The sequence below is a fragment of the Streptomyces luteolus genome, from assembly GCF_029968015.1.
In the GTDB taxonomy this organism is placed as follows: domain Bacteria; phylum Actinomycetota; class Actinomycetes; order Streptomycetales; family Streptomycetaceae; genus Streptomyces; species Streptomyces luteolus.
On the sequence record NZ_JASCIS010000053.1, the window covers coordinates 1 to 23754 of the forward strand.

Annotated in this window: 20 protein-coding genes and 1 pseudogene; 12 read left to right on the plus strand and 9 right to left on the minus strand. The window is 69.3% G+C overall.

Going from position 1 to position 23754, the window contains the following annotated elements:
• The 6 genes and pseudogenes from QIT00_RS33210 to QIT00_RS38800 form a co-directional block, all read left to right on the plus strand.
• On the plus strand, positions 1-201 hold a 201-nt coding region (locus QIT00_RS33210; RefSeq protein WP_282539191.1), incomplete at its 5' end, for a hypothetical protein.
• A gap of 247 nt (positions 202-448) precedes the next feature.
• Entirely contained in the window at positions 449-2332 is a 1884-nt protein-coding gene (locus QIT00_RS33215; protein ID WP_408909901.1) for an ATP-binding cassette domain-containing protein, read from the plus strand.
• Between the two features lie 234 nt (positions 2333-2566).
• Positions 2567-3703: an NUDIX hydrolase gene (locus QIT00_RS33220; protein ID WP_282539193.1), complete on the plus strand. Its 1137-nt coding sequence runs from the start codon at positions 2567-2569 to the stop codon at positions 3701-3703.
• Between the two features lie 56 nt (positions 3704-3759).
• Positions 3760-5235 carry an NUDIX domain-containing protein gene (locus QIT00_RS33225; protein ID WP_282539194.1) on the plus strand — a complete coding sequence of 492 codons (1476 nt, stop codon included), beginning with the start codon at positions 3760-3762 and terminating at the stop codon, positions 5233-5235.
• A gap of 21 nt (positions 5236-5256) precedes the next feature.
• Positions 5257-5379: pseudogene (locus QIT00_RS33230) on the plus strand (kinase); the annotation flags it as partial.
• A complete protein-coding gene (locus tag QIT00_RS38800) occupies positions 5378-5512 on the plus strand; it encodes a class I SAM-dependent methyltransferase (protein WP_349017222.1) in 135 nt (44 codons plus the stop codon). The pseudogene QIT00_RS33230 and the gene QIT00_RS38800, both read left to right, overlap by 2 nt.
• Before the next feature lie 269 nt (positions 5513-5781).
• Here QIT00_RS38800 and QIT00_RS33235 read toward each other — a convergent pair whose 3' ends face one another.
• Entirely contained in the window at positions 5782-6708 is a 927-nt protein-coding gene (locus QIT00_RS33235) for an aldo/keto reductase (RefSeq protein WP_282539195.1), read from the minus strand.
• A gap of 816 nt (positions 6709-7524) precedes the next feature.
• On the opposite strand from QIT00_RS33235, the gene QIT00_RS33240 reads away from it, so the two are divergent.
• The 4 genes from QIT00_RS33240 to QIT00_RS33255 all read left to right on the plus strand — a co-directional run bounded on the left by QIT00_RS33240 (position 7525) and on the right by QIT00_RS33255 (position 11294).
• Entirely contained in the window at positions 7525-8109 is a 585-nt protein-coding gene (locus QIT00_RS33240; protein ID WP_282539196.1) for a hypothetical protein, read from the plus strand.
• A gap of 15 nt (positions 8110-8124) precedes the next feature.
• Positions 8125-9105, plus strand: coding sequence for a TauD/TfdA dioxygenase family protein (locus QIT00_RS33245; RefSeq protein ID WP_282539197.1), 981 nt, complete (start codon positions 8125-8127; stop codon positions 9103-9105).
• Positions 9106-9210: 105 nt separating this feature from the next.
• Positions 9211-10353 (plus strand): glycosyltransferase family 4 protein, encoded by a 1143-nt coding sequence (locus tag QIT00_RS33250; protein WP_282539198.1) that lies wholly within the window; start codon positions 9211-9213, stop codon positions 10351-10353.
• Positions 10353-11294, plus strand: coding sequence for an NAD-dependent epimerase/dehydratase family protein (locus QIT00_RS33255; RefSeq protein WP_282539199.1), 942 nt, complete (start codon positions 10353-10355; stop codon positions 11292-11294). Before QIT00_RS33250 ends, QIT00_RS33255 begins: the two co-directional genes overlap by 1 nt.
• A 73-nt stretch (positions 11295-11367) precedes the next feature.
• On the opposite strand, the gene QIT00_RS33260 is transcribed toward QIT00_RS33255, so the two are convergent.
• Together QIT00_RS33260 and QIT00_RS33265 are read right to left on the minus strand one after the other, a co-directional pair.
• Positions 11368-11895, minus strand: coding sequence for a hypothetical protein (locus QIT00_RS33260; RefSeq protein ID WP_282539200.1), 528 nt, complete (start codon positions 11893-11895; stop codon positions 11368-11370).
• Positions 11892-13886, minus strand: a complete 1995-nt coding sequence (locus QIT00_RS33265) for a Gfo/Idh/MocA family protein (protein ID WP_282539201.1) — start codon at positions 13884-13886, stop codon at positions 11892-11894. Before QIT00_RS33265 ends, QIT00_RS33260 begins: the two co-directional genes overlap by 4 nt.
• 318 nt (positions 13887-14204) lie before the next feature.
• Here QIT00_RS33265 and QIT00_RS33270 point away from each other — a divergent pair, with 318 nt between their 5' ends.
• The gene (locus QIT00_RS33270; protein WP_282539202.1) at positions 14205-14702 is read left to right on the plus strand and encodes a methyltransferase domain-containing protein; all 498 of its coding nucleotides are present in this window, start codon (positions 14205-14207) and stop codon (positions 14700-14702) included.
• Here QIT00_RS33270 and QIT00_RS33275 read toward each other — a convergent pair.
• The 3 genes from QIT00_RS33275 to QIT00_RS33285 form a co-directional block, all read right to left on the minus strand.
• A complete protein-coding gene (locus tag QIT00_RS33275; RefSeq protein WP_282539203.1) occupies positions 14675-15514 on the minus strand; it encodes a glycosyltransferase family protein in 840 nt (279 codons plus the stop codon). The genes QIT00_RS33270 and QIT00_RS33275 overlap by 28 nt on opposite strands.
• A gap of 69 nt (positions 15515-15583) precedes the next feature.
• On the minus strand, positions 15584-16843 hold the full coding sequence (locus QIT00_RS33280; protein WP_282539204.1) for a hypothetical protein: 1260 nt from the start codon (positions 16841-16843) through the stop codon (positions 15584-15586).
• 11 nt (positions 16844-16854) lie between these two features.
• Positions 16855-17988, minus strand: a complete 1134-nt coding sequence (locus QIT00_RS33285; RefSeq protein ID WP_282539205.1) for an amidohydrolase family protein — start codon at positions 17986-17988, stop codon at positions 16855-16857.
• Positions 17989-18240: 252 nt separating this feature from the next.
• On the opposite strand from QIT00_RS33285, the gene QIT00_RS33290 reads away from it, so the two are divergent.
• Positions 18241-20253: a B12-binding domain-containing radical SAM protein gene (locus QIT00_RS33290; RefSeq protein ID WP_282539206.1), complete on the plus strand. Its 2013-nt coding sequence runs from the start codon at positions 18241-18243 to the stop codon at positions 20251-20253.
• Between the two features lie 14 nt (positions 20254-20267).
• Here the strand turns inward: QIT00_RS33290 and QIT00_RS33295 are convergent, their stop codons facing one another.
• The 3 genes from QIT00_RS33295 to QIT00_RS33305 all read right to left on the minus strand — a co-directional run bounded on the left by QIT00_RS33295 (position 20268) and on the right by QIT00_RS33305 (position 23394).
• Positions 20268-21371 (minus strand): amidinotransferase, encoded by a 1104-nt coding sequence (locus QIT00_RS33295; RefSeq protein ID WP_282539207.1) that lies wholly within the window; start codon positions 21369-21371, stop codon positions 20268-20270.
• Positions 21368-22264: an SDR family NAD(P)-dependent oxidoreductase gene (locus QIT00_RS33300; RefSeq protein ID WP_282539208.1), complete on the minus strand. Its 897-nt coding sequence runs from the start codon at positions 22262-22264 to the stop codon at positions 21368-21370. Before QIT00_RS33300 ends, QIT00_RS33295 begins: the two co-directional genes overlap by 4 nt.
• Positions 22265-22440: 176 nt before the next feature.
• Positions 22441-23394, minus strand: coding sequence for a cupin-like domain-containing protein (locus QIT00_RS33305; protein WP_282539209.1), 954 nt, complete (start codon positions 23392-23394; stop codon positions 22441-22443).
• Between the last annotated feature and the right edge of the window lie 360 nt (positions 23395-23754).

Here is a 23754-nt window from a genome sequence, read left to right on the forward strand (position 1 = left end):
CGACTGATGCCCGAGCACATCGAGGACCGCTGCCCGACCTGCCTGGGAAAGGCCCACGAGGACGCCGCAGCCGAGGAGAAGCGGCAGGCCGCCGAGGACCAAGAGATCAGCTCCTCCATGGTCATTGCCGGTGTTCTGTTGCTCCTGGCCGTCCTCGCCGCGGGCAGCGCCGTTCCCTTCCTGCTCTGGAAGCTGTCATGACCCCACCACACGGTTGGCCGGACCTCGAAACCTCATTCGTCACAGGCGTTTCAAGCCTCGGCGATTCGGCCAATCCGCCCCGTCCGCGAGCAGCCCCGTAGCGGCGATCCCACGTTCCGCCCCTTGCAGTTCAAGGGGCCCAGCGCGTCCGGAATCGAGCGCGTTCGATTCCCCGGCCGCGTCGTTAGGCCGTGCACCGCCGAGCCATCCAGGTGCGGCATCACCCCAAGGAGGGATACAGGTGACAGTGACTGACGCCTCGACCACACAAGGGAAGACCCCGCCCCCTCCACCACCCGCCACCCTCAGCTTCGAGGGGCACTACGGCAGGAATCCGCTGGCAGATGCCAGTTTCGGGGCGATGTGCCGCCGCCTTCCCTCCGTGCTCGGACACACCGCACGGATGGCCTGGAGCGTCGACAGGGCCGGGGTCGTGCTACTCCTCGCCTGTCAGCTGTTTACCGGTATCGCCGCCGCGCTCGTGCTCGCCTTCACCGCCCAGGCCATGACGCACATCCTCGGAACAGGAACGGTGTCCGAACGCCTGCACGCCGCTCTGCCCGCCCTGATCGTCGTGACGGCAGCCGCCGGCATCGGCCGGATCAGCAGCGCTCTGTCCTCGTACGCCGACGGCCGGATCACACCCCTGCTGATCACCGAAGCGGACATCGCGCTCGTCGAAGCCGTCTGCCGGGTGGAGTCCTCCGCGTACACCGAGGACGGGTTCGCCGACCGGCAGGAAGCCGCCGAGGTCGGCGTCACGCGGACCCGGATGATGGTCCAGGACGCCCAGCGGTTCATGTCCGCCCTGATCCGCATGATCGCCGCGAGCAGCGTCATCACGGCACTTCACCCCCTGATGCTCCCCCTCCTGCTGCTGGCCGTGCTTCCGGCCGGCGCCGGCGCCGTGCTGTCCGCGCGCGTCGACTACGAGACCCATTACCTCAATGTCGGTGACCGCAACGTCCGCTCGATGATGCGCTGGTGGGCCACATACAGCCGGTACGGGGACGAGGTTCGCGCCAACGGCATGACCGGCTACCTCATCTACTGGTACCGGGCCCTGTCCGACCGGATCGACCAGCGCACCCTGACCGCGGCCCCGCGGATGCTGCGCATCGTCCTGGCCACCAGCGCCCTGGGCGGGATCTTCCTGCTCGGCACCTGGGCCACCCTCGCCTGGCTGGCCACCAGCGGACAGGTCGCCCTGCCCGTCGCGGCCACCGCCGTCGTCGCCGTTCAGACCACACTGGCCGCCCTGTCCCAGTTCGTCATCCACGGGGCCGCGATGTTCCACACGTCCCTGTACCTGGCCGACATGAGGGCTTTCCTCGACACCGCCACGGAACGCGCTCCGAAGCGCGGCGAGTTGAGCATTCCGGAGCGCGTGGACGAGATCCGCCTCGACGAGGTCGTGTACCAGTACCCAGGCAAGGACGAACGGGCCGTCGACCACGTCTCCCTCACGCTGCGCCGCGGGGAGATCCTGGCCATCGTGGGCGAGAACGGCTCCGGGAAGTCGACGCTGGCCAAACTGATCACGGGGATTCTGCTGGCCGACAAGGGCCGCGTTCTCTGGGACGGAACGGACCTGGCGAAAGCCGACCCGGACGCCGTGTGGAAGCGCACGTCTCTGGTCCCGCAGAACTTCGCGTGCTGGCCTCTGCGGACCCGCGAGAACATCACTCTGGGACAGCCCCGAACCTTCGACGACGCCCCGGTGTGGGACGTCATCGACGCGGTCGGGATGCGCGAGGCGATCGAGAAGCTGCCGAAACAACTCGACACCCTCCTGGCCCGCGAACTGTGGGGCGGCGCGGAACTGTCCGGCGGCCAGTGGCAACGCCTCGTGGCCAGCCGGCCGCTGTACAGGAAGACACCCCTGGTGGTCCTGGATGAACCAACCTCTCAGATGGACGCACGCGGTGAGCACTCGATCTTCCTGGAGATCAAGCGCGAGGCTGCCGAGCGCATGACGATCGTCGTGACGCATCGGCTTGAGAACACCAGGCTGGCCGACCGAATCCTGGTGATGGACAAGGGCCGGGTCATCGAGCACGGCACCTACGAGGACCTGGTGAACGCCGGCGGTCTTTTCGCCGAACTCGTCGCCCTGGCCAAGGACAGATAGCCCTCCCCCATCACCGGGGCGTGGGGGTGTACGTCCCTGCTCCCCGGCTGTGCCCCGGCGGGGCACAGACCACGAACCGCACGTGTTCGCCCACAAGACACCCGCATCACCATGATCGTTCCCAGCCGCACGCGCAACTGCAGCGCCGGATGAACGACCGTGCCTCCTGAGCAACCACGCCTGTCCGCGCCGCGTGCGTACCCGCCCGCCTACCGTCCCGAAAGGCAGAGCTGAGTGCCCTCTCCCGTCTCCCCTGCGGATCCCGTCTCGCCGCGTGCCACTCTGTCGGCCGCGCAACACGCCGCGTCCCGGCATGCGGCGTGGCTCGGTGCCGCCGCGATCATCACCGACGAGGTCGGTCGGGTCCTGCTGGTGCACCCCACCTACCGCAAGGACGACTCGTGGCTGCTGCCCGGGGGCGTGGTCGAGGCCGGTGAACACCCGCACGTCACCTGCCGGCGTGAGATCACCGAGGAACTGGGCCTGGACCTGCCCCTGTCGGCCGTGCTCGCCGTCCACTCCTTCTCCTCGCACCATCCCGATCTTCAGCCTGGCACGGCCTGCCCCGGGGAGGTCCGGTTCGTTTTCGACGGGGGAACCCTCCGCCCCGATCAGGTGGAGGCGATCCGTCTGCCGCGCGAGGAGTTGTCCGAGTACGCCTTCCTGGAGACCCGGGACGCGGTGCAGCGGCTGCGCCCCGTGGACGGGCAGATCATGCTCGCCGCATACCGTGCCCGGCTCGGGAACACCGCCACCGCGCACCTCGCCGACGGCCGGCACATCCTCGGCGTCCCGACTCTGGACCGCCATGACGTCCACGTCCGCTACCGGATTCTCTGGGACAGCCCTCTTCACCACGGCCCCGTGCCCAAACATCTGCCCGTGCAGCAAGCCTGGGCATGGTGCTTCGTCCCCGACGGCCGTGTCGTCGTTGTGGCCGACCCCGGCCCGCGGGGCGCGCTGCCGATGCTGCCGGGCGGCACCGTGGAGGCGACCGACGCGACGCCCGAGGGCACCCTGCATCGCGAAGCTGCCGAGGAGGCCCAGCTCACCCTGGCCGATCCGTTACGACTGGGCTGGGTGCTGGACGAGACCGGCGAGGTCTACGGCGGCGTAGGGCCCAACGTCCGGCTCCGCCTGGCTGCCCGGGTCCACGACATCGGACCGGCGGAGGTCGACCCCGCCACCGGCCGCTCCTTCGCCCGTCTGCTCGCCACTCCCGCCCAGGCCGCGGCCCTGCTGGGCTGGGGCCCGCCCGGCGCGCGGCAAGCCCAGCTCGCGGCAGAGACGGCAAACGAGCGGTGGGGGCTGCCCATCGCTCGCACAGCTGCCGTCGAGGAGATCCCAGCGGAGGGGATGCGGCTGAGCTGACCCGACCGACCGCCCCGCCTCGACTCGTCCCGCTCCACGCCCTCTGAGGTAGCCCAATGCCGTTGTCGCACGATCACATCCGCACCACCGTCGATGCATACCTCGCTCGCCACTCTCACGAGCGCGAGCAGCTCGACGCTCTCTTGGACGCCCTCGACCGGGCCGGCGACGAGATCGCCAGCCGCTCCACCTTCGCCGGACACGTCACCTGCGGCGCGATCGTCGTCGACGACCTCGGCCGCGTCCTGCACGTGCTGCACTTGGCGAGCGGGAAGGTCCTCGCCCCTGGCGGCCACGCCGAGCCCGCCGACGAGTCCTTGGCGGCAACGGCGCTGCGGGAGCTGCACGAGGAGACCGGGATCCCACCCCAGGCCGTCGCACCGTGGCCCTGCTACGAGGCCGTGCCGTTCGACATCGACATCCACGACGTCGACGCCCACCCGGGCAAGGGTGAACCCGGCCACCAGCACTTCGACCTCCGGTTCCTCTTCCGCCTGCACACCCCGACCGACGTGCCAGTCGTGCTGCAGGAAGAAGAGGTCGGCGGCATCGAGTGGCGACCGGTGGACCAGGTTTCCTCCCAGTCCCTGCGCGAGAAACTGCTCAAGCTCCCATCAGAGACCGAACCGGAGACGGCCAACGCCTCCGCCCTGATCTACAACGACCGCGGCGAGTACCTGCTCCACCTTCGCGACTACTTCCCCGGCCAGATCTGGGAGCCGGGCATGTGGTCCCTGCTGGGCGGCGGCCGAGAACCGCAGGACGCCACCCTGCAACACACCGCCCGGCGCGAACTGGCCGAGGAAGCCGGCCTCGACCTCGCCGACCTCACCCCGTTCGGCACCGAGTACGCCTTCAACGATGCCGGCGCAACCGTGCCCATCGCCATCTACGCAGGCCGCTGGAACGGTGACCCGCGCGAACTCCACCTGACCGAAGGGGTGATGCTCGCCTGGTTCACCCCCTCAGACCTTCACCGCCTGCGCATCGCGGACACCACCAGCGACCTCGTACGGCGCCACGCTGCCAGCCTCCCGAGGACGCAGAGCAGGCCCGGACCCGAGGAGGAACGTCTGGCTTCGCCGCACGGCACGGTCCCCAACATCATCGGCGTCCACCTCTACCTGGAGCGGCCCGACGGGACGGTGCTGCTCGGACTGCGCCACCCCAACTCCGCGTTCGCGCCATCCACCTGGCACGTCCTGGCCGGCCACTGCGAGCAGGAGAACGCCATCGCCTGCCTGATCAGGGAGGCTCAGGAGGAAGCTGGCCTGCACATCGAGCGCCAGGACGTCGAACTCGTCCACGTCGTCCACCACATCGGCAAGCCCAGGAACCCGCCCCGCATGGGCCTGTTCTTCCGCGCCCGCACCTGGCGCGGCGAGCCGAAGCTGCGCGAGCCGGACAAGTGCCTCCAGTGGAGATTCTGGGACCCCGCCGCCCTTCCCGATGACCTCGTCCCCTATACCCGACTGGCTATCGCGAAGATCCAGAACGGTGAGCTGTACAGCGAGACGGGCTGGCCCGCATGACCGCCACACCGACCGAGCACCCTGTCGCATATCCGCCCGACAGCGGCCGGCCGTCCGGACACCCGCCTCGTCGTGATCCGCGGCAACTCGGCGTCGGGCAAGTCGAGCGTGGCCCAGGGCCTGCGAGAGCAATACGGCCGCGGTGCTCGATGCCGGGTGCGGGGTCGGCGACACTGCGCGCACGCTTGCGAGGGCGAGCGGCTCTTTCGTCACCGGAATCGACGGGATCAGGCCGGACGTCGCCATCGCGCGGCGGCGGTCGGCCCGTGCCCGGTGAGCTGTGCGGGCGCACTCGCTTTTTCCAAACGAACTACCACACCTGCCGTTCGCCGACGGCACCTTCTCAGAGGGTGTTTTGACCCAATGTTTCGTGCCAGTTGTGACCGAGATACGCATCAAAAGGGGGATGAGATGATCTTGAAGTCCTGAGCGCCCGGCCCCGTCACCCAACGGCCGCCACACATAGGGCCGGCGCCCAACTCAGCCTGATTATCACCATGAACCGGGCTTGACAGGGAGTGAACTGGCCGGCCATCAGCTGGTGCCCTACAGCAGCTCTACCAACTCCTTCAGCTCTTCGGCGGCGGGAACCCACTCCCCCGCAGCCGCGTTGGCCCTCACCTGTTCCGGCTTCGTGGCCCCAGCGATCACCGAACTGCAGCCGGGGAACGCGGCAAGGCCACCCACAGCGATATCCAGGAGACCGCGCCCGCGCTCCATACCCCACGCGATCAGTGTCTCCACGGTGTCGAGCCGCGCCTCCGTGACCTGGTATGCGCTCTGCGCGATGCGGGTTCCTGCCGGAATGGGCTTGCCTCGTCGCACCTTGCCGGTCAGCAAGCCGTTCGCGAGCGGGAAGTATGGAAGGACTCCCAGGCCGAAATGACGTGCCGCGGGCACGACTTCGTCCTCGATGCCGCGATCGAGCAGCGACCAGTGGTTCTGGGCGGACACGAACGACTCGAGTCCCCCGGAACGTGATGTGCAGGCGGCTTCGGCGATCTGCCAGCCGGCAAAGTTGGAGTTCCCGATGTAGCGGACCTTGCCTTCGCAGACGAGTTCGGTCAGGGCCACGAGCGTCTCCTCGATAGGAGTCCGCGGATCGGGCGTATGAATCTGATAGAGGTCGATGTAATCCGTACGGAGACGGCGGAGGGACGCCTCGACAGCCCGACGGATGTACGCACGCCCCCCCTTCGCACCAGCGGCGGGTCCGTACCCCATCTCCATCTTCTGATGCCCGAACTTCGTCGCCAGGACGACACGATCCCGCTCACCGCGCAGGCATTGGCCGAGCACGGATTCGGAATCTCCGTACACGTCGGCCGTGTCGAATAGCGTGATTCCGGCGTCGAGTGCGGCATTTACCACGGGGCGCGCCCCGTCGAGCCCGACGGACCGGCCGAGTTCATTGCAGCCCAATCCGACCACGGAGACCTTTAAACCCGAAGTTCCCATGTGTACATGGCGCATGGACCAAGAGTGTACGGATATCCGATGCGCGTTCAATAGGTCCGCCTCCCTGGGCGGGCCCTGATGCCTCACCGACGTCAAGGGCATCCGGCAGCACAACAGCGCCCTTCACCGCAGGTCTCACCCGCGATGTCGAGCTCAAGGCCGAAGTCGGCGCCAGAGTATCCGGCTCGGCGCATGAGTGGGATGGGAGGGATGCGAGGGGCCAGAGGGATAGAAGTCAGATTTTCATGGCGTGGCCGAATCTGCAGGACGAGGAACCGGGGTCTCTTGACGATCCCAAACGGCTGCCGACAATCGACTGGGTCGGGTGTCTATTGCGCCGTGCTCCGTGTCAGTAATTCCTGTGGCGGGTGGAGCACGCGCAGGCTTCCTGGGCGGCATCGTGGCGCCCGGTGGTTCCTCTCACGGCCCGGCTGGAAGGCACGGACTACGAATAGGCGCCGAAAACACGAGCGAAGAAGCGTGCAGGGCTGACAGCCGGCCACAGACGACCGCGCTTCCCCGGTTGATCGCACCTGTCTCGGAGAGGATTTCTGCTATGGCAGATGGTGCCGAACCCGTCGCGCTGACGGGTGTCGTGAGCCCGGCCGACTACTTCCGTTTCGAGGAACGCGACGCGCTCGGCTGGGAGGTGTGGTCGGACGTCCTGCGCGGACGCATCGTGGGCGCCGTCTTCCGGGGCGTCCTGTCACCTGAGGCGTGTGCGAGTCTCCGGAGGAACTTCTGGAACAGTCCCCTCCTCAAGCGGTCGTCCGACGGCGTGCCCCTCAACGTCAACACGTGCGGCACCCCCCCCTGGTGGCAAACTCCAGCATGGACGCCTACCTGGACGAGGTGGAACGCGACCGGTCCTCCATGGCGGCGCTCTTCGAGGGCCCCGGCCGCGCCGTACCGGATCTGGTCGACGAATACGCCCGCCATCTGGCAGGAGAAGGCATCCGGCTCCGGGTGGCGGAACACCAGGGCCGTCAGGCGGGGCTGTTCAAGCTGCGGAGCCGGCAGCGCGGAGGCGCCTACACGCTGGAACCGCATACCGACGCCTCCGCTTTCCGCGCCATGCCGCACCTGAGCGGTTTCGAGATTCAACGGGTCAGCCGCTGCTACTCAGCACTTGCATGCGTGAAGAACGTCGCCGGTGGCGAACTGGTGTGCTGGAACATCACACCCGACGAGGAAAGCAGCCAGAGCATGAGCTCCGGCCCCGACCCCAGGTATCCGCAAGAGGCGCTGGCCCGGTTTGACCGGATCACCATTCCCATCCGTACCGGGGACATCTACCTGTTCGACGTAGGCAAGATCCATGCCGTCGGACAGCGGCACGACGAGGAAAGCACGCGTCTGGTCGCCCAGTGGAACATGGGCGTACTCGACGACACGACCATTCTGCGCTGGGTATGACCGAAAGGGCCGAGTGTGACCGTGGAATCGTCCAAGACCGAGATACGCCGCGTCGCGGGAAGGATCGGGGCGGAGATCCGGGGAATCGACCTGGGAGACCCGGAGAAGCTGCTGCCCGAGACGATGGCGGAGATCCGGGCAGCCCTGCTCCGCCACAAAGTGGTCTTCTTCTCCGGCCAGCACCTGGACCACGCCGCCCAGGTGGCTTTCGCCCGTCGGTTAGGCGAGATAACCCGCCTTCCGGGCGCGCAGCACGGCACCCACCCGGAAGGATTCCCGGAGATCCTCGTCGTCGACCCGGACGTGAACGACGCCCGGCATGGTACGAGGTTCGAGGAGCGATTGCACCGCAAGTCGGAGCGAGCTGACTCCGGCTGGCACGTCGATGTCGCCTCCGTCGTCAATCCGCCGGCTATTTCGGTGCTCCGGTGCGAGGTGGCCACGGAGTTCGGCGGCGACACCCAGTGGACCAATCTCGTCGCCGCCTACGACGGGCTGTCCCGTCCGCTCCAGCAGCTGGCCGACGGGCTGCGCGCCGAACACGCCCTGCACGCGGGAGTACGGCTGCTCTTCTCCGACGAAGAGGACCTGGAGATCATCCGGAAGCGGGCCCGGGAGACGTTGGTGTCCCTGCATCCCGTGGTGCGGGTGCACCCGGAGACCGGGGAGAAGGCGCTCTTCGTGCCGCCGGCCTCCGTCTCGCACATCGCCGGACTGCTTCCCTGGGAGAGCGACGGAATCCTCGACATCCTCCTCGCCCACCTCAGCCGCCCGGAGTACACCGTGCGCCACCAGTGGACGCCCGGCGACATCGCCGTCTGGGACAACCGCGCGGTCGCGCACCTCCAGCCCGCCGACCTCCACCACACCGACTACCGGCGCAGGATGTACCGGGTACTGGTCCTGGGCGACCGCCCCGCCGGACCGGACGGATTCGTCTCCGAAGCCGTACGAGGTGAACCGCTCGCGCCTTTCCACGACCCCGAGGAGAACTGACCCCCTGACGGCTCCCCCGGCGGTTCGGCACCCCGCGCCGCCTGAACACGCCGTGCCGCGTCCCGCCGTCGGCGGAGGCGCTCATGAACATCGGAAGAGGTCCTCTTGCGCATCGTCTATCTGCATGCCTGCGAAATCCCCTCCGTCTTCGCCAACGGCGTTCATGTGATGCGCATGTGCGACGCCTTCGCGGACGCCGGTCACGACATCACCCTCTACGCGGCGACGGGGAACGTCTCCGCCGAGGACGTCCACGCCTACTACGGCACCCGCAACCGGTTCCCGGTCCGCATCTTCGGCACCCCCCGGGTTCCGGTGCTCGGCCTCTGGATCAGGGCGTGGCGAATCCGCCGGGCCGTACGGCGCTCCGGTGCCGTCGATCTCGTCTACGGCAGGGATCTGTACGCGCTGCTCGCCGCCGCGGGCTTGGCCCCGCTCGTCTACGAGACCCACCTCCTGCGTCCACGCCGAGGACAACGCGCCCTGGAGCGCGTCCTGTTCCGTCTCCCCGGCCTGATCCGGGTGGTCACCGTGACCCAGGCGCTCGCCAGGGACTACCTGCGTACGGTCCCCCGGCTGCGGAGACCCGGCGGGCCGGAGGTGGTGTCCGTCCCCGACTGCGCCGACCTCCCGGCGGCCACCGGGACGACGGCGACGCTGCCCGGCCGGCCGGACGCGCTGAAGGTCGGCTACGTCGGGCACCTCTACCCGGGGCGGGGCATCGACGTGGTGTTCGATCTGGCCGCTTCCCTGCCCGAGGCCGACTTCCACCTCGTCGGAGGTACGGACGAGGACCTGGCCCACTGGCGAGGCAGGCCCCGTACCCCCAACGTGTACTTCCACGGCCATCTGCCGCCTGCCGAACTGCACCCCTACTACCGCGCGTTCGACCTCGTTCTCGCTCCGTACCAGCGGCGAGTGGCGGTGGCAGGGGGCATGGGGGACATCAGCCGCTGGATCTCGCCGATGAAACTCTTCGAGTACATGGCTCACGGCAAGGCGATCATCGCCTCCGATCTGCCGGTGCTCAGGGAGGTCCTGACGGACGGCGTGAACTGCCTGCTCTGCCGCCCCGAGGACGTCGCCGCCTGGACGGCGGCCGTGCGGCGCCTGGCGGACGCTCCCGAGGAACGCGCGGCCCTGGGCGAGACGGCCGAACGAGTGCTGAGCGGCGAGTACACCTGGCGCGCCCGGGTGGACCGCGTCCTGCCGCGCTCGGACGGCGCCTCCGCACGCGGGGGCGCGTGATGCGGGCGGCCGTGACCGGGGCGGCCGGGTTCATCGGCTCTCATCTGTGCGCCCACCTGCTCGCCGCCGGGGACGCCGTCGTCGGCATCGACGTGCTCACGGACTACTACGACCCGGCGCGCAAGCGACGCAATCTGGCAGAGGCGTTCCGCTCCCCGGCGTTCTCCTTCCACCCCCTCGATGTGCTGGACCCGCGGACGGACGCACTGCTCGACGATGTCGACGTGGTCTACCACCTAGCAGGGCAGCCCGGCGTACGGCCGTCCTGGGGAAGGGAGTTCGCGCTCTACACCCGCCACAACGTGCTGGCCACCCAGCGGCTGCTGGAGAGCGTGCGCGACCGGCCGCTCCGCAAGTTCGTCCACGCCTCCAGTTCTTCGGTCTACGGCGATGCCGACCGCTTCCCGACGCCCGAGACCGCCTGCCCCGCCCCGGTGTCTCCGTACGGGGTCACGAAGCTCGCCGCCGAGCACCTGTGCGAGCTGTACCGCACGACGTACGGCGTGCCCACGGTGTCGCTGCGGCTGTTCAGTGTCTACGGCCCGCGTCAGCGCCCCGACATGGCCTTCGCCCGGCTGATCGCCGCCGCGGCCGGCGGCCCGCCTTTTCCCCTGTACGGCGACGGCGAGCAGACCCGGGACTTCACCTACGTGCGGGACGTCGTCGTGGCAATGCGGGACGTCGCCTGTTCCGGCTTCACCGGGATCGCCAACCTCGGTGGCGGTCGGCCCGTCTCGATGCGGCAGGCGATCGCCGCCGTGGAGCGGGTCGCCGGGCGGGTCGCTCTCGACCGGCGGCCCGCCCTGCCCGGCGACGCCCGGCACACCGGCGCCGACATCACCGTCGCCGCCCGGGGGTTCGGCTTCCGGCCTCGAACCGGTCTTGAGGACGGGCTGGCAGCGATGGCCGCACACCCCGCACCCGAGGTCTCACAGGAGTAGGCGTGGACCGGCGCGTCCGAAGGGTCTGGTCGGCGGCGCCCGGAGCACTCGCGCGCCGGATGCACCGGTTCCGTCACTCCTTTGGCATCGGCCACACGTCGCGCCGGGCGTGTGCCACCAGTTGGCCGGGAACGCCCTCGCCGCCATCATCCCAGGAGACGGGCACCACGTGGATGCCCGGCAGGTGCACCGCGTCGTATGTGGCCAGCGCTGTCGTGGTGTCCAGGGGGCGCGCGGCGAGGAGCACCCGCCCACCTGGCGGGACCGAGGCCAGGGCCTCACGGATGCCTGCGGCGGTACCGGTCGTCTCCACCACCACGTCCGGGCCCGGACCGGTGTCCTGGGCCGGGCCGCTCGTGGCCAGCCGGACAAGGCGGGCAAGCGCGCCGTCGCCCACCACCTCGGCGGTGGCGCCGCCGAGGGCCGAGGCGGCGGCGTGCGCGGTGGCGGCCCAGGCGCGCGCGGCGCGCGCGGCGGCGCCCTCCGCGGGGTACCCGTACGCCCAGGTCTCGGCGGCCTCCGGGTCGTCCGCGAACCACACCAGGTTTCCCGCAACCGCGGACTCGCCCCTAGGGCTCGTGACGCGCCGCCAAGTGCTCACAGCGTGTCGCCTTCCAGGAGTCGCGCCGGGGAGATCGCGCGGCCGAGGCGCGCGGAGGCGTAGGCGGCCTCCACCACCGCCTGGGTGCGTAGGCCGTCCGCGAGGCTCACGTCCTCCGGCGTACCTTCGTGAATCGCCCTCGCGAAGCGGGTGAATGCCCAGGTGCGCAGGTCGATCGCGGTCGGGGCGGGCACGGGGTCGGGCTCGTCGTCGTGACCGGGCGTGCCCCGACGAGTGAGCGTGAAGCCGGGCGTCAGCCGCACCTCCCCCTTCTCACCCCACACGCGGGTCCGCATCCCCCCGCCGCCGGCCACGCTCGCGCTGCCCACGAGCGTGGCGACGATGGTGCCGAAGCGCAGTACGACGCTGACCACATCCTCGATGCCGGGGGCCTCGGCCGTCGCCGAGGGGGCTGTCTCCGCGTAGACGCGGTCGGGTTCGCGGCCGATGAGTGCCCGGACCGCGTCGATCTGGTGGATGAGGTTCATGATGAGGAATCCACCGCCCGCGCGCTCCTTCGACAGGCGCCAGGTGGTGGGGACGCGGCCGCTGATGCCGCCGAGGAAGTACGCGGCGGTCTTGTCCGTGAAGTACGTGGTGGCGACGCCGAGCGGCTCGCCGATCTCCCCGGCCGCGACGGCCTCACAGGCCCGGCGGAACCTCGGGTCCGTACGGGTCGGGAAGAGGACGCCGGTGCGCAGCCCGCTGTTCTCCGCGAGGGCGGCCATCCGCTGCGCCGCGGCCAGGTCCTGGGCGACGGGCTTCTCCAGCAGGACGTGCTTGCCCGCCGCCAGTGCCTGGGCGAGCAGAGTCTCGTGGGTGTCGTGCGGGGTGGCGACGAGCACCACGCCGACGTCGGGGCGGGCCAGCAGGGCCGGTACGGATGTCTCCCACGCTCCGCCGAAGCGCCCCGCTGTCTCCTCGGCCACCTCCCTGACGGGGTCGTGGCAGGCGCTCAGTGCGACCTCGGAGGCGGCGGCGAGCGCCCTGGCGTCCTCGATGCCGATGTCGCCGCAGCCGAGCAGGCCGAAGCGGACGGGGCGCGCGGCGAGGGCGGGACGGGCGGGTGCGGGGCGCGGGGCATCCCAGTGCAGCACGGCGCTGATGAAGGCCCGGTCCTCGGCGAGCCGCCGGTAGACCTCCGGTGCCTTGTGTGCCGGGTAGTCGGCGAGGACGTCCCTGATGGTGAAGCGGTGCTGCTTCAGCAGGGAGAAGAAGAGGTCGCCGAGGCGCTCCTCGTCCGCCTCGGTCATCCGGGAGACATGTGCGCCGCGCAAGTCGAGCCGCCGGTCGTGCAGTTCTTGCAGCGGTACGTCGGCCTGCTCGCTCCTCGGCGAGCCCAGCAGTACCACCCGGCCGCCGTCCGCCGCGGCGGCGAGGGCGACGGCCAGCCCGGGGCCGCTGTCGGTGGCGTCGATGACGAGGGGGGTGCCGCCGTCGAACCGTCCGGGTTCCTCGAACGCGGTGGCGGGTTCGTTCCTGGTGCTCCAGGTACGGGCGGTAGAGGCCGCGACCGCCCGCACCCTGGGCGCGCCGAGGGCCGTGGCCAGGCGCCGGGTGATGACGCCGAGCAAGCCCTGGCCGACCACCGTCACCGGCTCCCCGGCCGCCGCTTCCCCGGTGCGCAGGCCGTGCAGAGCGGTGAGGGCGAGTTGCCAGACCGCGGCGTCGACCGGCCGGACGCCCTCGGGCACGGCGCGTACGTAGCGGGGCGACACGACGGCCACTCTGGCGTGGCGCGCACGGCGCACGGCGACCCGGGTGCCCGCCGGGAACGCGGGGCCGTGCCGTACCGTACCGGCGGCCATGTAGCCGGGGAATTCCGGGAACCGGGAACCGGCGGTCGGGAGGTCCAGCAGGATCGCGCGTTCGGTGCCGGGGGACAGCACGCTCACGCCGATATCGATCACGACATCCCCGGGACCGCTCGACGGCTCGTCCCGTTCGACGATCTCGCACCGGCCGGGACCGGGTAGGGCCACCTGTCGCATAGACGCCTCCACAGGGAATTCAGGGATTTCGATCGGGGCATGGCCCCGATTGCGGAATGGGTGCCTGAGAGCCGTCTTTTGCAGGCGTGGTTGACCGGGCGTTGCTCTTCGGGCACGGTGAAGCACGTGATGGCTTCTCTATTGCGAAAACTTGACTTCGATCGCCGCACCATCGCACTCGTCGAGCATGATTTCTCCCGATTCCGCGCACAGTTGAGGCAACGCCGCCGGGCGCGGAGACCCGGGGTCCTGCTGAAATCCCGCAGAATCCACTTGGGCTGCGGTGACCGGCGCGTTCCCGGCTGGCTCAATTGCGATGTGTCCGGCTCGGAACTCGACCTCGATCTGGCGTCCGGCCGGCTGCCGTTCCCGGACGGTTCGGTGACGGCCGTCGTGATGCAGCACGTCGTCGAACACCTGGAGCTCCACGGGCAACTGATCCCGCTGCTGCGGGAGTTGCGCCGGGTCTGCGCGGACGACGCCGTGCTGTGGCTCTCCTGCCCCGATCTGGCCAAGGTCTGCGGGGCCTACGTGGCGGACCGGGGGCAGGCTCTCAAGGAGGACCGCTGCCGACGGTATCCGGATTACTCCCTCGGCGGTGCCCCCGTCCAGCAATTCGTCAACGACCTCTTCCACGCGCGCGGCAGACATCGCAACCTCTTCGATCTCGAACTGCTCGACTGGGCACTCCACCAGGCCGGTTTCCCCTCCGGTGAGCAGGTCATGGAGGCGGACCTGCTCACCGCGCACCCCGAGTTCCCGCCCCGGCACGACGACGCGCAATCTCTCTACGTGCGGGTGTGCAAGTCCCGGTAGTGGCACCACAGGTCGTAGAGGGGGATCAGCGCCGGGTCCGTCCAGGTCGGCTTGACGGGCTCCGTCCAGTGGACCAGTAGGGCCGGAGGGGCGGAGGGGTGCGTGATCCCTCCGTCCTTCGCCTGGACACCGGGTGTCCAGGCGAAGACCTCCGCCGGGATGGACTGGTCGCCGGTGGTGGTGCGCAGCCGGTGCAGGCTGGTGAAGGGCAGTCCCGAAGTGACCATGAGGTAGTTCAGGAACGGCTGTTCATAGCCGAGTTTCATATGTGGTTTCAGCTCGCGGGCGGCGGGAAGCGCGGCGGCGATTCCGGCTCGAGTGAGTGCGCCTTTCCGGGAGGCCACAAATCCGGTGTTGGCGGCGTATGCGTACTGCTTCTCAGTCAGCTTTCCGGAGGTTTTGACGCTCTCTAGCCAGGCGCGTCCCGGAAGGTGTGACGTGGCGGTCACGAATGCGTGTTCCGCGAGGTGGTCGAATACGAAGTCGATGTTCCGCAGGATGGCTGTGTCGCTGTCGATGTAGAGGAATTCGTCGAACTCGCCCTCCCATGCCGCCAGTTTCCTGAAGTGCCCTGTCCGCCGCTCGTGGAAGGAGAGGCTGATCTCGTCGCACCGCGCCAGCAGCGGCTCGTCGTTCCAGACGGTGAACTTGTACCGCTCGCCCAGCGCGGCGATCTGTCCGTACGTCTCGTCGAAGGGGATCAGCCGGAGCGGGATGTCGGGGTTGGTGCGGCGGAAGCTGTTGAGGAACACGGTGACCAGCTCCACCACACGGTCGTTGGCCACGAAGTACACGCCGCGTTTACCAGGCATGGCGTCTCGCCCCATTCTCGTCCAGGAGTGCGGTGTCAGGAGTTGGTGCGGCGGTGAGCGGATTGGGTGTCAGTAGGCGGCGCTTACGACTGTTTGCGGTGAACCGTGTACCTTCTGCGCCCGCTCCTGCATCGCCATCACCCCGGACAGCCCCTCCGGGGTATAGAAGGCGCTCAGCTTGGTATACCCGTCGAACTTCACCTCCTCGCCGCTCCGGGACACGGCGGCTGCGGGCTCCGCCAGCAGTGCCGCGTCCTGGGCGACCCAGGGGTGACCGGCTGCGGTGTCGGCGCAGATCCGGTCGAAGAGGCCGCGCAGCGCCGGTCCGGAGAAGCTGCCCGTGTGGTAGACGGCGCGACTGCCCCAGTTCAGCGTCGGGTGATGGCTGCCGAACTTCACGTAGTAGCGACGCTTGCCCTGACCCAGACGGCAGTACTCGTCCAGGGTGATCCACGTGCCGTCGGGGAGGTGGAAGCCCTCGGGCGTGATGATCTCGGTGTGCGGGAAGATCCCGCGGACCTCGTCGGGATAGAACTCGCGGGCCTTCGACCAGAAGGGCCAAGCCATCGTCACCTTGGCGTCGTACAGGGGCATGGGCGGGTGGTCGAAGACGAGTTCACCCTGCGCGCACGCCTCCATCCACTGATCGAAGAAGCCGTTGTACCTGAGGTCGTAGAACTCGTGGGCACGGACGAATCCGCAGTCCTTCCAGTGCACGGCGTCCCAGCCGAAGTGCCGGATGCCGGCCTCGCGCAGCCGCTGCACGGTGTAGTGGACGCCGTGGGGCCGGGACGCGTTGCCGGTGAGGTGGTGGATGACGAGGTCGTCGCCGAACCGGGCGCGCAGGGAGGCCGCGAGGGTGTCGATGAGCGGTGCGAAGCGCCGTTCCCCGGCGTCGAAGTCGTCCGGGAAGGCGCGGTAGAGGGCGTGCACTTGATCCGCTATCTCCCAGCCGGAGGCCGGGCACTGCACTTCGGCGATGGCTCCGGGGGCGGGCTCGTCGGTGCGGAAGTAGAGCGGGAGCGCGAGGTGGCGATCCGTCAGTTCGAGGTGGAACTGACGGCCGCGCTCCGGAGGCTGGCCGGTCAGGATCGTCTCCGCGATGGCGGGGTCGGCCTCACCGTGCAGGCTGGCCAGGAAGACGTCGCGGGTGATCCGCTGGAATTCGCGGATCACGGCGTTGCGGTCCTCGAAGCCGCGCAGGGTCTCGGGGGCGAGCGCGTAGGGACGGGTGGAGATCAGGTTGGTGAAGCCGACGCCCATCCGGGCCCTGGCCTCAATGTCGTCGTCGATGAAGCGGTACCAGGGGTTGCTGGTCTGCTCCGCCACGCGGGTCTCCTTCAGTCGGCGGACAGGGCGGCGAGATCGAATCGGTACAGGCGAGCGCAGTTGCCCGAGGTCACCTGCTCGCGGGCCTCCTCACCGGCGTCGGCCAGACCGCGGTCGAGGACTTCGCGGGAGTGCGGCCAACTGCCCTCGTAGTGCGGGTAGTCGCTGCCCCAGAGGAAGTTGTCCGCCCCCAGCAGGCGCATGGTCACCACACCCACCTCGTCCTCGGTGAAGGTGGCGTGCACCTGGCGGCGGAAGTAGGCGCTCGGCGGCATCGTGAGGTCGGTGCGCAGCGCCGGGCCGAGCTTGTCGTAGATGCGGTCGGCGTGCAGCAGGTGGTAGGCGATCCAGCCGATGTCGTTCTCGGCCATGACGAGTTGGAGGCCGGGGAAGCGCTGGAGGACGCCGGAGAAGGTCAGGTCCGTCAGCGTGTGCATCAGCTCTTCCGGGTAGCCCATGTTGCGCTGGATGCGGCCCATCGGCGTCGTGTAGTCGAAGAGCTGCGGGCTGTCCCGGTATCCGGTGAGGCAGTGCATGGAGACGGGCATGCCAAGCTCCTGCGCCTCCCGCCAGAACGGGTCGTTGGCGGTCCCGGTGAAGTCCCGCTCGGCGGGGGCGGAGGCCCAGACGGCCGCGCCCTTGAGGCCGAGGTCGTGGCAGCGGCGCAGCTCGCGAACGGCCTCCTCGGCGTCCCAGAGGGAGATCAGCCCGAGGCCGGCCAGGCGGTCCGGCGCGTAGCGGACGTACTCGGCGAGCCAGTCGTTGTAGGCCCGGAAGCAGGCGCGCTGGAAGTCACCGTCGGAGAGCCAGAAGAGGTGCAGAGCAAGGCTGGGGTACAGCACCTCTCCGGCGACTCCGTCCAGCGCCATGTCCTTGAGCCGTGCGGCCGGATCGCTCCCTCCGGCTCGGGCGGCCTCGACGACGGCCTGCGCACCGTCCACGAAGTCCTCGGGCGTGGTGTCGGTGGCGTAGAGGCTGTTGACCAGAGCGGGCCTCAGATCGTCGCAGGTGAAGTACCACCCACGCCGTTCGGGGTCCCAGGAGACGCGGGGGGCACGCTCGCGGTATCGGTGTTCCAGTCCCTCGGCCCACAGGTGTACGGGTTCGACGACGTGGGAGTCTGCTGACAGCACAGGGGCGACCACAGGCCCACTCCTCCCCATGAGTGAGATCGGCAGGCACAGCGGTGACCATGACCTGCAGCGATGGCGGAATGCGGTGGGGCGCGTTCACGAACGGCCGCCTGGGGCGTGCGGATCGGACGGCGGCGGTGCGCCCTCTCATCCTCCGCATCACACCTGCTCCGTCAAGAGCACCCACTACCGAACGCGCCTATTCGGACACCGGGTGTAGCAGTCCCCTGGTGCGGGCGGCAGGCGCGTGCCACCATGCCCGGCATGCTGATCGACGACACGCCCGCCCGAGCGCGACAGGGCGTGGACATCCTTCTCCTCAGCGCTTCCAACTACCCGGCGCTGCCCATCTATCCCTACGCCTTCGTGCAGGTCTCGGCGCTCGCCGCGCGGCACGGCCTCACGACCGCCCGCCTCGACCTGCTGGGCACGCCGAAGGAAGCCTGGCGCACAACGTTGCACGCGGCGCTGGAGCGCGCCAGTCCCCGGCTCATCGGCATCCACCTGCGCCAGCTGGACTCCATCTTCATCTGGAACTACGCCGATTACGACCTGCCGGGCGCCCCGCCCGTGCGCAGAAACAGCTACTGGCCGTTCCATGACACTGCACAACTCATCACTATTTTGCGGGAGTTGACTGACTGTCCGATAATGCTCGGCGGTTTCGGGTTCACCACGCGCACTCCGGACCTGCTGGAGCGGCTCCAGCCCGACTTCGGAGTGACCGGTGAGCCGGACGAGGTCCTGGAGCACCTGGACGACGTCCTGGCGAACCGCGACGTGGCGCGGATCGCCAACCTCGCCCACCGCTCCGGCGACGGCTACGCGCTCACTCCCCGGGTCTTCCTGCCTCCCGCCGACCACACCGAGTACACCGACGCCGTCCTGGACGACCTACTGGACTTCTACGGGCCTCGGCGCGTCATCGGACCGGACGCGGACGTTCACGTCGCGGTGGAGATTCAGCGTGGTTGCCCATACCGCTGCTACTTCTGCACCGAACCGATGGTCAAGGGGCGCAGGCACCATGTCCGTGACCTGGACGCGGTGATGGCCGACATCACCTTCCTCGCCGACCGGGGCGTCTCCCGCGTCTGGCTGGTCTGCTCGGAGATCAACGTCGGCAGCAACGGGCTGCTCTTCGAGATGGCCGCGCGGATGCGGAAGCTGAACCACGGCCGCCGGCAGCCGGTGAGCTGGACCTGCTATCTCCTGCCCAACCCCCCACTGGAGCGGAGCGAGATCCGGACGCTACTGGAGTCGCGCTTCGAGCCGAGCTGGAACCAGTTCGGCTCCTACCACGACGAGAACCTCAAGCGCACCCGTGTGCCCTACCGCGCCCGGCACGCGATACGGGCCCAGGTCGACTGGCTGGAGGAGGACCAGGCGTTCCGCCGGGAGCGCGGCCTGCCCGAACCGACCCGGCGCCTCGACATGTTCCTGGGCAACACCTACGCCACCCCGGAGACGGTCTCGGCCACCTTGCGCACCGTCAGTGAGCTGCGGCTGGCCGAACGCTTCGACGACTCGCTCATCACCCGTGCCACCCGGGTATTCGACCTGGGGGACGGCCTGATCGAGGACACGTCCACCGGTGCGTATTCGGTCGGCCCCAACGGGCGCCTGGACGAGGTCGACCTGGTGCATCCCACGTTCAGCTACCCGACGGCGCTCGTGGAGGTCCTCGGTAGTGCCAGGGCGGTGGACGAGCTGTTCGCGTATGCGGAGAAGACGTTCCTGTCCCGCGCCTACCGGACCCGCCTCGACTGGCCGGCGTTCCTCGTCCGTCACACAGGGGAGGAACAGCTGGCACGGTGGTGCGACCTTCTGCGGCACACCCCGCATCCGCCTGGCGAGGACGAGGCGGCGGGGGCCGTTCGCGCGCTCCTCGCTGCGGACGGCGGCAGGACGCTGCTCGGCCGGCTGCGACGGAACACTCCGGGACCGCCGGAAGGCGCCCCGGCGCGGGAGAACGACGGTCGGCTCGCCCGTGCCCTCGTCGAGCTGGTGGTCGGCACCGAGCCGGAACGCACCGGCGCGGTTCTCGCGGCGATCGGTCTGACGGGCTACTGGGACGAGCGCGCCGCCCGGACCGCCTACGACGTGTGCGCCGGGCTCGCCGCCCGCTTCGCCACCGTCGAGGCCGCGCGCGAGGCCGCGCGCACGGCGGCGGGCCCGGACGACCCGGCTCTGCCTCTGCTGGCCGTGGAGTACTGCCTGTACGACAACAACGTCCTGCTGCGCCCGGACTGGTCACGCGTCCTGTTCGACGCGTGACCGGCCTCCTCGCGTCAGCGGTCCTCGGGCCAGGAGAGGTACCGCCCGGTCCCGCCGTCCCGCACGGTGTCCAGCGTGACGCAGTGGAAGGAGCCGCCGAAGGTGTAGACGTGGCGGAAGTCCACCGGCACGCACCGGAACCCCCAGGCCGTCAACGCGTCGATGAGCGGCTGTTCTTGGCGCTCGACGAGCACCGTCTCCGGGTTGAGGGAGAGCACGTTCATGCTCACCCACGGGCTGCAGAAGTACATCGGCCAGTCCCGCGGCAGTGTCGGAGCCGGGGCGGGCAGGATCTCCCAGCCGTCGAAGAGCGGGTGGGGGACGTAGCGCTTGGGGTGGACCAGGAGTTTGCCCGGCGCCAGCGGGGCCATGGTGGCGTCGATGTGCATCGCGTGCGGATCGTCGGTGTCGACTACGGTGACGCGGAACTCCGGCCCGAGGGAACGCCGCACCCAGTCGATGCCGAACGCGTTGGTGACATGGCTTCGCTGGACCACGAGGTCGCGCCCGAAGCGCAGGAAATCGGCGGCGTCGAAGACCGGTTCGAACTCGGTGACGGCCCACTCACCCGCCGCGTCCCCGGTGCGATACAGCTCGTCGGTCAGCTGGGGACGTGGTGCCGGAAGCCAGCGGGCACCGCGCCGGAAATAGGACTTGATCAGTGAACGGAAGGCGTCCACCTCGTGATACCGGGAGCGCCAGGACATCGGGGCCTCGATGATGGCGTCGCCGACGACCATGAGCAGGTCCCTGGGCATCCCGGCGTAGAGCCCGCCCGCCGAACTCCAGCTCGGGGTGCCGAACGGTGTCTGGTGCTGCACGGTGTCCGGCCGGACCGCCGTGACACCGTGGTCCTCCAGTACCTCGACCAAGCCCTCCAGTTCCTCCTCGGCCGCCTTGACCAGGCCGGCGGGCAAAGGGGTCCCGCCCCGTTCACGGAAGACCTGCTGAGCGGCATCGGGCACGACCCGTGCCATGGACTCCTGCCAACCGGGGAAGGCCCCGTTCTGCAGACTTCCCACCACCACCTCGCGTAACGGGTCCCACTCCGTGTACGAGTTGACCGCCGGACGCGGTTCCCGGTTCTGCCCCGCCGGCTGCCTCGTGTCGTCCCTCATGATCCCCCACCCCGTTCCGGTCCCGCTGTCGTCATCCCGTGCCCATCGCGTTCGGCGCGCTCCTCGGACGCGTCGCCGCGATCGCATGCGTCGTGGCCCCCGGCTTCTTCGTGGCCCCCGGATACGTCGTGCCAGGCAGCGCTGGCCAGTCCTCCGGCTGTCTCGCCCCCGTCGATCACGAAAGTCTGCCCCGTGACGAACTCGGCCTCCGGGGAGGCCAGAAAGGCAGCCATGGACGCGATCTCCTCCGGGGAACCGAGTCTCTTCAGCGGCAACGCCCCCGCCTGCTCGGCAAGCTGCCGCTCGGTGTACTCGGCCCGCTGCATGGGGGTGAGCACGTAGCCGGGAGAGATCGCGTTGACCCGGATTCCCGGCGCCAGCTCAAGGGCCAAGGTCTTGGTGAGCTCGATCAGCCCGGCCTTGCTGGCGTTGTACGCGGCGTAGCCGGGCATGCCCACCATGCCGCTGACCGAGGCGGTGTTGATAAGGACACCCCCGCCCGGGACCATCCGGCGGGCCGTTTCACGGGCCACCAGAAAGGCGCCCGTGAGGTTCACCCGCAGGGTCCGCTCCCACTCTGCGAGCGAGGTGTCGAGGAACGACCGCCGGATGCTGATTCCGGCGTTGTTGCACACGACGTCCAGTCCGCCCCACGCCGCGTCCGTCGCGGCGAACGCGGCCTGTACGGAGTCCTCGTCGCCCACGTCCGCATGGAGCAGCACGCCCCCTTCCGGAAGGTCCTTCTCGAAGCGCGCGAGAGCGTCGGGGTCACGGTCCAGGACGGCCACTCGTGCCCCGTCCTGTGCGAAGCGCCGTGCCAGGGCGGCGCCAATTCCCGAGGCGCCGCCGGTGACCAGTACTCGTTGCGGTAGCTGCTCATCCTTCTCTGCCAAACCAGGTCTCCTGAGGTGGTGGTGAGGTTGGCCCGCGAGGCGGGAAACCGTGCGAGGCGCAGATGTGTCACGCAGGTCGCAGAGGTGTCACGCCGGCGCTGGGAGACCGGGCGGGACGCTCGTGTGCCGACCTCGTCGTGTCCGTCCGTGCCGCCTCACGTCCGTCCGGACGCCGTCTACGAGGTACTTGGGTCGTTTCCGCGCGAGAAGTCGCCGAAGCGCAGCGCGTCGTAGAGCCGCTTGCCGGTGGACGGAGGGCTGAAGAAGAAGCGCGTCGACTCCTCGCGGCGGAGCAGCCCGTGCGTGAGGAAGTCCCGGGCGGTGGCCTTCCAGTAGACCGGCCCGAGTACCCCGAGCAACGACAGGTACTGCGTGAGCCCGAGCGGCTGACCGAACCAGTGGTTGACCGAGACGGAGGCGGTGTGTGCCCGGATGTCGTGCCACCAGCCTCGCGGGATGTAGAGCAGGTCCCCGGGGCCCATGCGCACGTGGTGCAGTACCGCGTTCCTCAGCCGGGGGAAGCGGCGGAAGTCCGGGGTGGCAAGGTCCACCTGACTGTTCACCAGATTGTCCGGAAAGGGGTAAGCCGCCCTACTGTCCCGCCAGGACAGCAGGGTCACGCTCTTCTCGCCCCACAGCTGGCAGAAGACATTGTCCTTGAGGTCCGAATGAAGCATCGAGCGCGTCCCTGCGGAGCCGATCCACACCCGCGTGTCCGTGGGGTGTGGATCGGGCGGGAGAAGGGAGGCGAAATCGCAGTCGGCCGGGTCGAAGATCTCGTGCGCCCGCTTGTACGCCAAGTAGCAAGGGGCGGAAGGCTCGGTGGAGTTCATCCGCTCGACGAACGCGGCAAAGCTCAACTCCCGCTGGTAGTGCCGTTGGTCCTCTGGGAAGAGGACACCGGCTTCCGGTAGATCGAGCAGGGCCGTGACCTTCCGCGCGCCGTGGCGCTCCGCCAGAGCGGCCGGATTCCAGGCGGCACGAGCCGGCCAGGAGTCGAGAAGCCCGGAACAGAGCAGCGGCCCGGAACGTCGGCCGACAGCACGGCGCAGTGCGGTGACGTCGGAAGGGGTAGCGCGCTGAACCCGGCGGACCGTCAACCCTTTGCCCAGCAGATCCAGTGCCGTCATGGCCGTCGGACTCTCCCCCGCCCCTGGTGACGCCGGCTGCTTTACGCGCTGGTGCACTCCGGATCGTTCGATTCGGCTCATGACAACTCACTGTGAGGGCCTGGTCGCTCCTTGCCTACCCCGCCTGGTCGGACCCCCCGGAGGAGCGCCCACTTTTGGCCATCGCTGGACACCTGGGCACCCTCACGCGTCCGGTGAGCCGGCTGCCACTACAGCCCAGGAGCAGACGCCCGAGACAGCGCGACAGCGCCTGGTGCTCCGGTCGCCGCGGTTTGCGGGCTCCCCGATTTTCCCGACCTTCTCCTTCCCGGCAGCTGCAATTTCCAGAGCAGTGAGGACCAAGGCATCGAGGCGCATCCC

What these genes read in the sequence shown, in the direction of transcription:
- QIT00_RS33225 (WP_282539194.1), top strand. Translation starts at nt 3,760, where the DNA reads ATGCCGTTGTCGCACGATCACATCCGCACCACCGTCGATGCATACCTC.
- QIT00_RS33255 (WP_282539199.1), top strand. Translation starts at nt 10,353, where the DNA reads ATGCGGGCGGCCGTGACCGGGGCGGCCGGGTTCATCGGCTCTCATCTG.
- QIT00_RS33305 (WP_282539209.1), bottom strand. Translation starts at nt 23,394, where the DNA reads ATGACGGCACTGGATCTGCTGGGCAAAGGGTTGACGGTCCGCCGGGTT.
- QIT00_RS33240 (WP_282539196.1), top strand. Translation starts at nt 7,525, where the DNA reads ATGGACGCCTACCTGGACGAGGTGGAACGCGACCGGTCCTCCATGGCG.
- QIT00_RS33295 (WP_282539207.1), bottom strand. Translation starts at nt 21,371, where the DNA reads ATGAGGGACGACACGAGGCAGCCGGCGGGGCAGAACCGGGAACCGCGT.
- QIT00_RS33235 (WP_282539195.1), bottom strand. Translation starts at nt 6,708, where the DNA reads ATGCGCCATGTACACATGGGAACTTCGGGTTTAAAGGTCTCCGTGGTC.
- QIT00_RS33290 (WP_282539206.1), top strand. Translation starts at nt 18,241, where the DNA reads ATGCTGATCGACGACACGCCCGCCCGAGCGCGACAGGGCGTGGACATC.
- QIT00_RS33275 (WP_282539203.1), bottom strand. Translation starts at nt 15,514, where the DNA reads ATGCCTGGTAAACGCGGCGTGTACTTCGTGGCCAACGACCGTGTGGTG.
- QIT00_RS33265 (WP_282539201.1), bottom strand. Translation starts at nt 13,886, where the DNA reads ATGCGACAGGTGGCCCTACCCGGTCCCGGCCGGTGCGAGATCGTCGAA.